The sequence below is a fragment of the Kitasatospora sp. NPDC057595 genome (genome assembly GCF_042800875.1).
Classification (GTDB): Bacteria; Actinomycetota; Actinomycetes; order Streptomycetales; family Streptomycetaceae; genus Kitasatospora.
Window position 1 is genome coordinate 596,599 of record NZ_JBHVGL010000002.1, and the last position, 11,919, is coordinate 608,517.

Genomic DNA, 11,919 nt, shown 5'->3' on the forward strand with positions numbered 1-11,919 from the left:
TGAGGCAGGCGTCAGTGCACGTCGCCCATCAGCTGCACGACCTTGCGGCGGTACGCGTAGAGGCCCACGCCGGCGACGATCGCCATGCCGCCCTGGACGGCGAAGTACCAGGTCGAGCCGACCACGTTGTCACCGAGGACCAGCTGGAAGATGGCCGCGACGCAGTCGCCGGCGGTGACGGCGAGGAACCAGACGCCCATCATCTGGCTGGCGTACTTGGTCGGGGCCAGCTTGGTGGTGACGGACAGGCCGACGGGGGAGAGGGTCAGCTCGCCGACGGTCTGGATGAGGTAGACCATGGCCAGCCAGAGCGGCGTGACCTTGGCACCGCCGGAGGCGGCGGCCATGGCCAGCATCATGACCATGAACGAGACGCCGATCATCAGCAGGCCGAAGGAGAACTTCGCCGTGGTGCTGGGGTTCTTGGAGCGGCGCGAGAGCGCCACCCAGATCCAGGCGAAGACCGGGGCCAGGGCCATGATGTACAGCGGGTTGAGCGACTGGAACCAGCTGGACGGGAAGTCGAAGCCGAACAGCGTGGACGAGGTGTGGTCCTGCGCGAAGATGTTCAGCGTCGAGCCGGACTGGTCGTAGATCATCCAGAACACGGCGGCGGCGACGAAGAACCAGATGTAGCCGCTCATCCGGGACTGCTCGGTCTCGTCGAGCTCCTTGTCGCGCTTCACCTTGGCGAAGACGAAGACCGGGATCGCCAGGCCCGCGATGGACAGCGGCCAGATCGCCCAGTTGATGGTGAAGTGGCCGGTCAGCGCGACGATCGCGTAGAAGACGACGGCGGCGGCGAGCCAGGCACCGGCCTTCTTGAAGATGGCGCTCTTCTCGGCGGGCGAGATCGGCGAGGTGACCACATTGCTCTTGGGGCTCAGGTGGCGGGTGCCGAACAGGAACTGGGTGAGGCCCAGGGCCATGCCGACGCCGGCGAGGGCGAAGCCGAGGTGCCAGTTCACGTTCTGGCCGATGGTGCCGATGACCAGCGGGGCGGCGAAGGCACCGAGGTTGATGCCCATGTAGAAGATCGTGAAGCCGCCGTCCCGGCGCGGGTCGTTGGGCCCGTCGTAGAGGTGGCCGACCATCGTGGAGATGTTCGCCTTGAGCAGGCCGGAGCCGATCGCGATGAACACGAGGCCGCCGAAGAACGAGACGCTGACCGGCAGGGCCAACAGGAAGTGCCCGATCATGATGATCGAGCCGCCGAGGGCGACGGTCTTCCGGGCACCGAGGAAGCGGTCGGCGATCCAGCCGCCCGGGAGGGCCAGCAGGTAGACCATCGCGGTGTACACGCTGTACACCGCGGAAGCGGTGGCGAGCTTCATGCCGAGACCGCCGTCGGTGACGGAGGCGGTCATGTAGAGCACCAGCAGGGCACGCATGCCGTAGTAGCTGAAGCGCTCCCACATCTCGCTCATGAAGAGCGTGGCGAGGCCCCGGGGGTGCCCGAGGAAGGTCTTGCCGCCGGGAGAGGCCGACTGAACGCCGGACTCCATGGTCGTAGACGCCATGAGTAGTGGTTCCTTGCCTGACAGCGTCCGCCAAGGGTGGCGGCGGACGGGACAGAACCACTCTACGTGGCGACATTTGGCGTTATCAGCTGACAAAAGAGGCCAATTAGGTATGTCGATGGTAAAGACAGCGACAGATTCACCTCATTGATCCATGGTAGGACAGGCAAAATCCCTTCGGTTTCAAGATCAAAGCGAAGGATCTTCACCGAACGGGCGGTCCGGGCGTGTCGGTTGAGGCACGTTCGCACTCCGTATAACGATCACGCAGTGTGAACTACCTCACGGGGCCTACGGGTATTCCCCGGCCGACTACCATCACCACATGACCTGTGTGCTGCTCGCCGAGGACGACCCGGCGATCTCCGAACCGCTCGCCCGGGCACTGCGCCGCGAGGGCTACGAGGTGCTCGTCCGCGAGGACGGTCCGTCCGCACTGGCCGCGGGGCTCGGCGAGGAGGTCGACCTCGTCGTCCTGGACCTCGGCCTGCCCGAGATGGACGGGCTGGAGGTCTGCCGCCGGCTGCGCGCGGACGGCCGCAGCTGCCCCGTCCTGGTCCTCACGGCCCGCGCCGACGAGGTCGACACGGTGGTCGGCCTGGACGCCGGCGCCGACGACTACGTCACCAAGCCCTTCCGCCTCGCCGAGCTGCTCGCCCGCGTCCGGGCCCTGCTGCGGCGCGGCAACGTCGACCAGCTCACCACCGGCGCGCACGGCGTCAAGATCGACATCGAGTCGCACCGCGCCTGGCTCGGCGAGGAGGAGCTCACCCTCTCCGCCAAGGAGTTCGAGCTGCTACGGGTGCTCGTCCGGGACGCCGGCCGGGTGGTCACCCGCGAGGAGATCATGCGGCAGGTCTGGGACACCACCTGGTGGACCTCCACCAAGACCCTGGACATGCACATCTCCTGGCTGCGCAAGAAGCTCGGCGACGATGCGGCCAACCCCCGCTACATCGCCACCGTGCGCGGAGTGGGGTTCCGCTTCGAGAAGAATTAGGGCCCAGCGGGCATCCCGGCCGGGGGCGTCCATCACCACGGGGAGCCGCAGCGTGAAACGCCGGATGATCAACTCGCTGCTGTGCGTCGTCCTCGTGGTGGTCGTGGTGTTCTGCGTCCCGCTCGCCCTGGTCGAGAAGCGCACCATCGTCAACGGCGCCCAGGACCGGGTGGACGCCGCCGCCGTCCGGGTGCTCGCCCTGGTGGAGAACCGGCTCGCCGCCCAGGAGCCGGTCACCGGGGACAAGTTCGCCAACCAGGTCTCCGAGGGCCAGTACGTCGAGGTCGACATCCCCGGCCAGGGGGTCGTCTCCAGCGGCGAGCGGCCCGACAGCGGCCACCTGCTCAAGGCCGTCGAGCGCGGCGCCAGCCACGAGACCGTGACCGTCGAGCAGTCCCGCGAGGCGGTCGACCACGAGATCGCCAACATGCTGCTGCTGCTCGGCGTGGTCGCGCTGCTCGCCGTGCAGGCCGCCGTCGCCCTCGCCGTCTGGCAGGCCAAGCGGCTGGCCCGACCGCTCACCGACCTCGCCGAGACCGCCGAGCGGCTCGGCTCCGGCGACCCGCGCCCGCGCGACCGCCGTTACGGGGTGCCCGAACTCGACCGGGTCGCCGAGGTGCTCGACACCAGCGCCGAGCGGATCGCCCGGATGCTCACCGCCGAACGCCGGCTCGCCGCCGACGCCTCGCACCAGCTGCGCACCCCGCTGACGGCGCTCTCCATGCGGCTGGAGGAGATCACCGCGGTCGCCGAGGATCCGGAGACCGTCAAGGAGGAGGCCACCATCGCCCTCCAGCAGGTCGAGCGGCTCACCGACGTCGTCCAGCGGCTGCTCACCACCCAGCGCGACCCGCGCAGCCCCACCGCCGTCGCCTTCGACCTCGACGACGTGGTCAAGCAGCAGATCGAGGAGTGGGGGCCGTCGCTGCGCGGGACCGGCCGGGTGCTCCAGGTCGAGGGCCTGCACGGGGTCATCGCGGTCGGCACCCCCGGCACGGTCGCCCAGGTGCTGGCCACCCTGATCGAGAACTCGCTGATGCACGGCGCCGGCACGATCACCCTGCGGGTGCGGCCGTCCGGGACGTCGGTGGTCGTCGAGGTGCAGGACGAGGGCCCCGGGGTGCCGGCCGAGCTGGGCAACCGGGTCTTCGAGCGCGCCGTCAGCGGCCGCAACTCGACCGGCATCGGCCTCGCCGTCGCCCGCGACCTCGCGGAGGCGGACGGCGGGCGGCTGGAGCTGCTCTCGTTGCGGCCGGCGGTGTTCGCGCTCTTCCTGGGCCGCAGCCAGCGCGAGGGGTGATCCCCGCCGGACGCGGCCCGGGGGAGGGTTCAGAGCTTGGCGTCCCGGACCACGTCCAGGTCGGTGAAGGTGGGCGGCGCGTCGCAGAGCGCGACCATCTCGCGGTAGATCCGGTCGGTCTCCGGCAGGCCCGAGTTGCGCATCGCGGCCTCGTACGAGGGGAACTCGACGATCTCCACCACGTGCCGCGGGTCGGAGCGGTCGGTGCCGACCAGGGCGTGGTCGACGGTCCGCCGGCCCTCGGTCTGCTCGACCCAGCGGTCCAGCAGGCCGTTGAGTTCGTCGAGGTGGTCGGTGCGGCAGTCGATGAGCTGGACGAAGGTCATGGCGAGCCTCCTGTGTCCCCCGCGGCCTCGATCGTTCGCCGGCCGTGCTCGCCCTCCGTCACCACTGTCCTCCGGCGGCGGCCGGGGCGCCAACCGGGGCGTCGGGAGGCGGCCTACTCGGCCTTGGCGTAGCGGATCTGCTCGGCGGCCAGCATCAGCTCGGCCTGGGCGACCACGGTGGCGGCCGGCGCGCCCGGGGCCTGCGGGGCGTCCGACGCGGCCTGCGCGCGGGCCGCGGCGAGCTGCTCCTCGGTCGGCTCCGGGACGGCTTTGAACACCCAGGTCCGGTAGGAGATGAAGCGGAACACCGTGCCGAGCGCCAGGCCGAGCACCTTCGCGGCCAGCTGCTCGAAGTGCGAGGAGAGCCCCAGCACGTAGACCGAGAAGCCGAGCACCCCGGTCTCGATCAGCATGCCGGCGCCGCTGAACACCAGGAACAGCGTGATCTCCCGCTTGCGCGAGGCGGCATCGCGGTCCCGGTACAGCCAGTAGCGGTAGCCCAGGTAGTTGGTGGCGATCGCGACCAGCGTGGCGGCGATGTTGGAGCGCAGTGAGGCCAGGTGGAGACCGTTGAGGCAGACCCAGAAGACGGCGAAGTTCACCACCACGCCACTGAGGCCGACCAGACCGAACTTCACCGCCTCGCCCGACAGGCCGCGCAGCTTCTGCGCCAGCGAGGGGTTCGACCCCGTGGTCGTCGCCATACCGGGCTGCCTCCGTGTGCCTGCGTGCCTGCGGACGAAAGGGTGCCGAGGCCTGAGTGCCGTCAACCCCTTGAGCCCTGCGTGCACACACATGATCGGATCGCGCGTACCAGGACCTAGCCGACCAGGCTACCCGGTTACACCGATCGGCTCAGCACCCCTGACGCGTCCACCCGGGTCCACCCACCGGGACGCCGTTGCGCGGGGAGCGGTTCCACGGCCTCCGACCGGCCCGGATATCCTGGCGGGGTGACTTCCCCGGGCAACGCGAATTTTCCAGTGGTGGGCATGATCGGCGGCGGGCAGCTTGCCCGCATGGCACACCAGGCGGGCATCCCGCTCGGGATCCGGTTCAAGCTCCTCGCCGACACTCCCCAGGACTCGGCGGCGCAGGTCGTCTCCGACGTCGTCCTCGGCGACTACCGAGACCTCGACACCCTCCGGCGCTTCGCCGAGGGCTGCGACGTCATCACCTTCGACCACGAGCACGTGCCGACCGAGCACCTGCGGGCCCTGCAAGCCGACGGCGTCGCCGTCCGGCCCGGCCCGGACGCGCTGGTCAACGCCCAGGACAAGGGCGTGATGCGGGCCAAGCTGGACTCCATCGGCGTCCCCTGCCCCCGGCACCGGATCGTCGCCGATCCGGCCGACGTGACCGCCTTCGCGAACGAGGGCACGGGCTACCCGGTGGTCCTCAAGACCGTCCGCGGCGGCTACGACGGCAAGGGCGTCTGGGTGGTCGGCGACGAGGAGGAGGCCGCGGCCCCGTTCCTGGCCGGCGTCCCGGTGCTCGCCGAGGAGAAGGTCGACTTCGTCCGCGAGCTGGCCGCCAACGTGGTCCGCTCGCCCAGCGGCCAGGCCGTCGCCTACCCGGTGGTGGAGAGCGTCCAGGAGAACGGCGTCTGCGCCGAGGTCACCGCCCCGGCGCCGGACCTCGACCCGGCGCTGTCCGACGAGGCCCAGCAGCTCGCCCTGCGGATCGCCGGCGAGCTGGACATCACCGGCCACCTCGCCGTCGAGCTGTTCCAGACCCGCGACGGCCGGATCCTGGTCAACGAGCTGGCCATGCGGCCGCACAACTCCGGGCACTGGAGCCAGGACGGCGCCGTCACCTCGCAGTTCGAGAACCACCTGCGGGCCGTCCTCGACCTGCCGCTCGGCGACCCCCGGCCGCGCGCCAAGTGGACCGTCATGGTCAACGTCCTGGGCGGCGACTACCCGGACATGTACCACGCCTTCCTGCACTGCATGGCCCGCGACCCCGGCCTGCGGATCCACATGTACGGCAAGGACGTGAAGCCCGGCCGCAAGGTCGGCCACGTCAACGTCTTCGGGGACGACCTCGACGACGTCCGCGAGCGCGCCCGCCACGCGGCCGCCTACCTGCGAGGAACGATCACCGAATGACCTCTTCCAGCACTCCGGTTGTCGGCATCGTCATGGGCTCGGACTCCGACTGGCCCGTGATGGAGGCCGCCGCCCAGGCCCTCGACGAGTTCGAGATCCCCTACGAGGTCGACGTCGTCTCCGCGCACCGGATGCCGCGCGAGATGGTGGCCTACGGCGAGAACGCCCACAAGCGCGGGCTGAAGGCGATCATCGCCGGTGCCGGCGGCGCCGCCCACCTGCCGGGCATGCTCGCCTCGGTCACCCCGCTGCCGGTGATCGGCGTGCCGGTCCCGCTGCGCTACCTGGACGGCATGGACAGCCTGCTGTCGATCGTGCAGATGCCGGCCGGTGTGCCGGTGGCCACCGTCTCGGTGGCGGGCGCGCGCAACGCGGGCCTGCTGGCGGTGCGGATGCTGGCCGCCTTCGACCCGGAGCTGACCGAGCGGATGACCGACTTCCAGGCCGAGCTGAACGCCCAGGCCACCGAGAAGGGCAAGAAGCTGCGCACCAAGGTGGCGGGTTCGGCGTCCTTCGGCTTCGGGAAGTAGTCACAAAAGCAGTTTTGTCGGATACAACAGCTCGTATGACCTCAGAGCCGCTGGATCCCACCCCCGCCGACGCCGCCGCCCTGCTGGAGCGCGCCCGGGCCGTCCTGCGCGCCGCCCCCGTGGTGGACGGCCACAACGACCTCCCCTGGGCGATGCGCGAGCAGGCCGGCTACGACCTCGACGCGCTCGACCTGGCCGCCGACCAGAGCGCCCGTCTGCACACCGACCTCGCCCGCCTCACCGCGGGCGGGGTCGGCGCGCAGTTCTGGTCTGTCTACGTGCCCAGCCGGCTCGCCGGGGACCACGCGGTCAGCGCCACCCTCGAACAGATCGACTTCGTGCACGCCCTGGTCGACCGCTTCCCCGACCGGCTGCGGCTCGCGCTCACCGCCGACGACCTGGAGGCCGCCCGCGCCGAGGGCCGCATCGCCTCCCTCATCGGCGCCGAGGGCGGCCACTCCATCGACTGCTCGCTCGCCACCCTGCGCGCCCTGTACGCGCTCGGCGTCCGGTACATGACGCTCACCCACAACGACAACACCCCGTGGGCCGACTCCGCCACCGACAAGCCCGTCGCCGGCGGCCTCACCGCCTTCGGGGAGGAGGTCGTCCGCGAGATGAACCGGCTCGGCATGCTCGTCGACCTCTCGCACGTCTCCGCCGACACCATGCGCGACGCGCTGCGGGTCAGCGAGGCGCCCGTGATCTTCTCGCACTCCTCCTCGCGCGCCGTCTGCGCCCACCCGCGCAACGTCCCCGACGACGTGCTCGCGCAGCTCCCCGGCAACGGCGGCGTGGCGATGGCCACCTTCGTGCCCAAGTTCATCCTGCCCGCCGCCATCGAGTGGACCGCCGCCGCGGACGAGAACATGCGCGCCCACGGCTTCGACCCCCTGGACACCACCCCCGCGGCGATGGCCTGCCAGCGCGCCTTCGAGCAGGCCGACCCGCGCCCGGTCGCCACCGTCGCCACCGTCGCCGACCACCTCGACCACATGCGCGAGGTCGCCGGCGTCGACCACATCGGCATCGGCGGCGACTACGACGGCACGGCCTTCCTCCCGGACGGCCTCGACGACGTCGCCGGCTACCCCAACCTGATCGCCGAACTGCTCCGCCGCGGCTGGTCCGACACCGACCTCTCCAAGCTCACCTGGCACAACGCCGTCCGCGTCCTGCGCGACGCCGAATCCACCGCCGGCCGCCTGCGCACCGAGGGCCGCCCCCGCTCCCTCGCCACCCTCGCCGGCCTCCACGGCCTCGACGACTGACCCGGGGGCGGCCGGCTCAGCCCAGCGCCGGGATCTCGATGGCCGGGCACCTGTCCATGACCATCTCCACCCCGGCGGCGGTGGTCCGCTCGTACGCGGCCTCGTCGACCACGCCGAGCTGGAACCAGACCGCCCCGGCACCGACGGCCACCGCCTGGTCGGCGACCGCGCCCGCGAGTTCGCTGTTCACGAAGACGTCCACCACGTCGACCGGGAAGGGGATCTCGGCGAGCGAGCGGTAGCCCTGCTCGCCGAGGACCGTCTCGGCCTTCGGGTGGACGGGCACGATCCGCTTGCCGTAGCCCTGCAGCACCTGGGCCACCCGGTACGCGGCGCGGGCGGTGTTGGTGGACAGGCCGACCACCGCCCAGGTGTCGCCCTTGGCGGTGAGGATGGAGCGGACCGTCGCTTCGTCGCCGTAGTTCGTCATGACCGGGGCAACGACCGGCCCCGGTCGGGGATTCCCGCCGCGATTCCTGCCGGGACCGCGGCGGGCACCGCCGTCAGCTGGGGCGGCCTAGGGCGCGGTAGGTCCAGCCGGCGGCGCGCCAGGCGTCGGCGTCGAGCACGTTGCGTCCGTCGAGGAGGCGGCGCTCGGCGACCACCGCGCCCAGCTCGGCGGGGTCGAGGCCGCGGAACTCCTGCCACTCGGTGAGGTGCAGGACGACGTGCGCGCCCTCGGCGGCCTCCAGCGCCGAGGGCGCGTAGGCCAGGCCCGGGAACATCTTGCGGGCGTTGTCCATCGCCTTGGGGTCGTAGACGGTGACCTGCGCGCCCTGGAGCTGGATCTGGGCGGCGACGTTGAGCGCGGGAGAGTCCCGGATGTCGTCCGAGTTGGGCTTGAACGCGGCGCCGAGGACGGCAACCCGGCGGCCCAGGAAGCCGCCGTCGCACTGCTCTCGGGCCAGCTCGACCATCCGGGAACGGCGGCGCATGTTGATCGAGTCGACCTCGCGCAGGAAGGTCAGCGCCTGGTCGGCGCCCAGCTCGCCGGCCCGCGCCATGAACGCCCGGATGTCCTTGGGCAGGCAGCCGCCGCCGAAGCCCAGGCCGGAGTTGAGGAACTTGCCGCCGATCCGCTCGTCCAGGGCGAGCGCCGCGCTCAGCTGGGTGACGTCGGCGCCGGCCGCCTCGCAGACCTCCGCCATCGCGTTGATGAAGGAGATCTTGGTGGCCAGGAAGGAGTTGGCGGCGGTCTTCACGAGTTCGGCGGTCGCGTAGTCGGTGACCAGGAAGGGCACCCCGGAGGCGATCGGCTCGGCGTACACCTCGCGCAGCAGCCGCTCGGCGCGCTCGCTGCGGGCGCCGACCACGATCCGGTCCGGGCGCAGGGTGTCCTGGACGGCGAAGCCCTCGCGCAGGAACTCCGGGTTCCAGGCCAGTTCGGCGCCCTCGCCGACCGGGGCCAGCGCGGCCAGCCGCTCCGCCAGCCGGCCCGCCGAGCCGACCGGCACGGTGGACTTGCCGACCACCAGCACCGGGCGGGTCAGGTGCGGGGCGAGCGCGTCGATCGCGGCGTCCACGTACGACATGTCGGCGGCGAACTCGCCCTTGCGCTGCGGGGTGTTGACGCAGACGAAGTGCACGTCGCCGAACTCCGCGGCCTCCTCGGCGGAGGTGGTGAACCGCAGCCGTCCGGTCGAACCCTCGTGCCCGGCCACGTGCTTGAGCAGCAGTTCGGACAGGCCCGGCTCGTACATCGGGACCTTGCCGGCGGTCAGGGTGGCGATCTTCTCCGGGTCGATGTCCAGCCCCAGCACCTCGAAGCCGAACTCCGCCATGGCGGCGGCGTGGGTGGCGCCGAGATAGCCGGTGCCGATCACGGAGATGCGGAGGGTCACGGTTTCCCCTTCGGGCGGGCGTCGGGCGGCGCGGCTCCGGGTGGTGGCCGCGCCCACCGATGCTATCCGGCCCTACAGGAGGACCCGGACCGTCCCGCGGGCCCCGGTTTCGGCCGATGTCCGCGAAGCCCCGCGCGGGGGCCGGGGCCGACGGCACAATACGCGCATGGAGCCGGAGGACGAACGGTCGGGCGAGCCCGTGCGGCGGCCGGCCCCGTCCGGGCTGAACCTCTTCGAACCGAGGGAGCAGCCGGCGCAGCGGCCGGGAGATCCGGGGAAGCCGGGGGAGCCGGGCGAGGGGCCCGACGGCGAATCCGACGGCCGAGCCGACGGCGGATCCGGGGAGTCCCGGCGCCGCCGTAGCCGGCGGGTGCTGCTCTGGACCGTCTCCACCCTGCTCGCGCTCGTCCTCGGCGCCTGCGGCGCCCTCTGGTGGACGGCCGAGCACTACGCCTCCTCCGTCCGCCGCATCCCGGACGCCTTCCCGGCCGTGCCGGAGTCCGCCCAGCCGAAGCCCGTCCCGGGCAGCGGCCTCAACTTCCTGCTGGTCGGCCTGGACGCCCGCTCCGACACCCCCACCACCGGCAGCGCCGCCAAGGCCCCGGCCTGGCGGGCCGGCGCGGCCCGCAGCGACACCATGATGCTGCTGCACCTCTCCGAGGACCGGGGCTCCGCCACCCTGGTCTCGCTGCCCCGCGACACCTGGGTTCCGGTGCCCGGCCACGGCGAGGCCAAGCTGAACGCCGCCTACTCCTGGGGCGGCCCGGCGCTGATGACCGAGACGGTGCAGAACCTCACCGGCATCCGCGTCGACCACCTCGCGGTGATCGACTGGAACGGCTTCCGCGCCCTCACCGACGCGGTCGGCGGCGTCGACATCACCGTCCCGCGCACCATCGAGGGCGTCGGCGAGGCCCGCGCCTGGGAGGCCGGCACCCACCACATGGACGGCGCCACCGCGCTGCTCTACGTCCGCGAGCGCTACGGCCTGCCCGGCGGCGACCTCGACCGCACCAAACGCCAGCAGAACTTCCTGCGGGCGCTGATGCTCAAGGTGATGGACTCCGGCACGCTCGCCGCTCCGGCGCGGCTCGGCGGTCTGCTGGGCACGGTCGGCGAGGTGGTCAGCGTCGACGACCGGCTCTCCAACACCGACCTGTTCCAGCTCGCCTGGAGCCTGCGCTCGTTGCGCGCGGACGGCGTGCGCTTCCTGAACGCGCCGTTCGGCGGCTTCGCGACCCGGGGCGAGCAGAGCGTGGTGCTGCTGGCCGAGCACCCGGCGGAGCGGCTCTGGGAGGCGATCCGCAACGACCGCACCGACCAGTACTTCCAGGAGCACCGCGCCGGCGACACCCTCGGCCCGGACGTCGACTGACCTAGGCAGCCGCAGGTCGGAGCCCTAGGATTCTACTGAACGGTAGTTAACCGGAATCGACTCACTCTCCGAAGAGGCGGGCATCATGGCGGGCAGCGCAGGGGCGGCGGACTTCGATCTCTTCCGGATCTCCGAGGAGCACGAGATGCTCCGTGAGGCGGTGCGTTCGCTGGCCGAGGCGAAGATCGCTCCGTTCGCGGCGGAGGTGGACGAGCAGGGGCGGTTCCCGCAGGAGGCGTTGGAGGCGTTGCGGGGCAATGACCTGCACGCGGTGCATGTGCCGGAGGAGTTCGGGGGTGCGGGGGCGGACGCGCTGGCGACGGTGATCGTGATCGAGGAGGTGGCGCGGGTGTGCGCCTCGTCGTCGTTGATCCCGGCGGTGAACAAGCTGGGTTCGTTGCCGGTGCAGCTGTCGGGTTCGCGGGAGTTGAAGGAGCGGTACCTGGGGGCGCTGGCGCGTGGTGAGGGGATGTTCTCGTACTGCCTGTCGGAGCCGGAGGCGGGTTCGGACGCGGCGGGGATGCGTACGCGGGCGGTGCGTGACGGGGACTTCTGGGTGCTGGACGGGGTGAAGCGGTGGATCACCAACGCCGGTGTGTCGGAGTTCTACACGGTGATGGCGGTGACGGATCCGGAGAAGCGCTC

11 protein-coding genes and 1 pseudogene are annotated in these 11,919 nt (G+C 71.5%); 7 read left to right on the plus strand and 5 right to left on the minus strand.

The window, feature by feature from the left end; all coding sequences use genetic code 11:
- Nucleotides 1-11 precede the first annotated feature (11 nt).
- On the minus strand, nucleotides 12-1,520 hold the full coding sequence (locus ACFU9E_RS06175; protein WP_380684845.1) for a peptide MFS transporter: 1,509 nt from the start codon (nucleotides 1,518-1,520) through the stop codon (nucleotides 12-14).
- Between the two features lie 325 nt (nucleotides 1,521-1,845).
- Here ACFU9E_RS06175 and ACFU9E_RS06180 point away from each other — a divergent pair, with 325 nt between their 5' ends.
- Nucleotides 1,846-2,520 (plus strand): response regulator transcription factor, encoded by a 675-nt coding sequence (locus ACFU9E_RS06180; protein WP_030300686.1) that lies wholly within the window; start codon nucleotides 1,846-1,848, stop codon nucleotides 2,518-2,520.
- Nucleotides 2,521-2,572: 52 nt separating this feature from the next.
- Nucleotides 2,573-3,820 (plus strand): ATP-binding protein, encoded by a 1,248-nt coding sequence (locus ACFU9E_RS06185; protein ID WP_380684846.1) that lies wholly within the window; start codon nucleotides 2,573-2,575, stop codon nucleotides 3,818-3,820.
- A 32-nt stretch (nucleotides 3,821-3,852) separates the two neighbouring features.
- On the opposite strand, the pseudogene ACFU9E_RS06190 reads toward ACFU9E_RS06185, so the two are convergent.
- Both ACFU9E_RS06190 and ACFU9E_RS06195 read right to left on the minus strand, forming a co-directional pair.
- Nucleotides 3,853-4,146, minus strand: a pseudogene (locus ACFU9E_RS06190) (ester cyclase); the annotation flags it as partial.
- A gap of 113 nt (nucleotides 4,147-4,259) precedes the next feature.
- A complete protein-coding gene (locus ACFU9E_RS06195; RefSeq protein WP_380684847.1) occupies nucleotides 4,260-4,850 on the minus strand; it encodes a GtrA family protein in 591 nt (196 codons plus the stop codon).
- A gap of 288 nt (nucleotides 4,851-5,138) precedes the next feature.
- Here ACFU9E_RS06195 and ACFU9E_RS06200 point away from each other — a divergent pair, with 288 nt between their 5' ends.
- Genes ACFU9E_RS06200 through ACFU9E_RS06210 form a run of 3 tightly spaced genes read left to right on the plus strand, consistent with a single transcriptional unit; the run spans nucleotide 5,139 to nucleotide 8,058 of the window.
- Nucleotides 5,139-6,257: a 5-(carboxyamino)imidazole ribonucleotide synthase gene (locus ACFU9E_RS06200; protein WP_380684848.1), complete on the plus strand. Its 1,119-nt coding sequence runs from the start codon at nucleotides 5,139-5,141 to the stop codon at nucleotides 6,255-6,257.
- On the plus strand, nucleotides 6,254-6,787 hold the full coding sequence (purE, locus tag ACFU9E_RS06205; RefSeq protein WP_380684849.1) for a 5-(carboxyamino)imidazole ribonucleotide mutase: 534 nt from the start codon (nucleotides 6,254-6,256) through the stop codon (nucleotides 6,785-6,787). The genes ACFU9E_RS06200 and purE overlap by 4 nt, the downstream gene beginning before the upstream one ends.
- Before the next feature lie 35 nt (nucleotides 6,788-6,822).
- Nucleotides 6,823-8,058 carry a dipeptidase gene (locus ACFU9E_RS06210; RefSeq protein ID WP_380684850.1) on the plus strand — a complete coding sequence of 412 codons (1,236 nt, stop codon included), beginning with the start codon at nucleotides 6,823-6,825 and terminating at the stop codon, nucleotides 8,056-8,058.
- A 16-nt stretch (nucleotides 8,059-8,074) separates the two neighbouring features.
- On the opposite strand, the gene ACFU9E_RS06215 is transcribed toward ACFU9E_RS06210, so the two are convergent.
- Together ACFU9E_RS06215 and ACFU9E_RS06220 are read right to left on the minus strand one after the other, a co-directional pair.
- On the minus strand, nucleotides 8,075-8,488 hold the full coding sequence (locus ACFU9E_RS06215; RefSeq protein ID WP_380684851.1) for a CoA-binding protein: 414 nt from the start codon (nucleotides 8,486-8,488) through the stop codon (nucleotides 8,075-8,077).
- Nucleotides 8,489-8,561: 73 nt separating this feature from the next.
- Nucleotides 8,562-9,899, minus strand: coding sequence for a UDP-glucose dehydrogenase family protein (locus tag ACFU9E_RS06220; protein WP_380684852.1), 1,338 nt, complete (start codon nucleotides 9,897-9,899; stop codon nucleotides 8,562-8,564).
- A 166-nt stretch (nucleotides 9,900-10,065) separates the two neighbouring features.
- Between ACFU9E_RS06220 and ACFU9E_RS06225 the strand changes: the two genes are divergently transcribed.
- Together ACFU9E_RS06225 and ACFU9E_RS06230 are read left to right on the plus strand one after the other, a co-directional pair.
- On the plus strand, nucleotides 10,066-11,274 hold the full coding sequence (locus ACFU9E_RS06225) for an LCP family protein (RefSeq protein WP_380684853.1): 1,209 nt from the start codon (nucleotides 10,066-10,068) through the stop codon (nucleotides 11,272-11,274).
- Between the two features lie 85 nt (nucleotides 11,275-11,359).
- The coding region (locus ACFU9E_RS06230; protein ID WP_380714792.1) for an acyl-CoA dehydrogenase family protein at nucleotides 11,360-11,919 on the plus strand (560 nt) is incomplete at its 3' end.

What these genes read in the sequence shown, in the direction of transcription:
- ACFU9E_RS06175 (WP_380684845.1), bottom strand. Translation starts at nt 1,520, where the DNA reads ATGGCGTCTACGACCATGGAGTCCGGCGTTCAGTCGGCCTCTCCCGGC.
- ACFU9E_RS06180 (WP_030300686.1), top strand. Translation starts at nt 1,846, where the DNA reads ATGACCTGTGTGCTGCTCGCCGAGGACGACCCGGCGATCTCCGAACCG.
- ACFU9E_RS06195 (WP_380684847.1), bottom strand. Translation starts at nt 4,850, where the DNA reads ATGGCGACGACCACGGGGTCGAACCCCTCGCTGGCGCAGAAGCTGCGC.
- ACFU9E_RS06200 (WP_380684848.1), top strand. Translation starts at nt 5,139, where the DNA reads ATGATCGGCGGCGGGCAGCTTGCCCGCATGGCACACCAGGCGGGCATC.
- purE (WP_380684849.1), top strand. Translation starts at nt 6,254, where the DNA reads ATGACCTCTTCCAGCACTCCGGTTGTCGGCATCGTCATGGGCTCGGAC.
- ACFU9E_RS06210 (WP_380684850.1), top strand. Translation starts at nt 6,823, where the DNA reads ATGACCTCAGAGCCGCTGGATCCCACCCCCGCCGACGCCGCCGCCCTG.
- ACFU9E_RS06215 (WP_380684851.1), bottom strand. Translation starts at nt 8,488, where the DNA reads ATGACGAACTACGGCGACGAAGCGACGGTCCGCTCCATCCTCACCGCC.
- ACFU9E_RS06225 (WP_380684853.1), top strand. Translation starts at nt 10,066, where the DNA reads ATGGAGCCGGAGGACGAACGGTCGGGCGAGCCCGTGCGGCGGCCGGCC.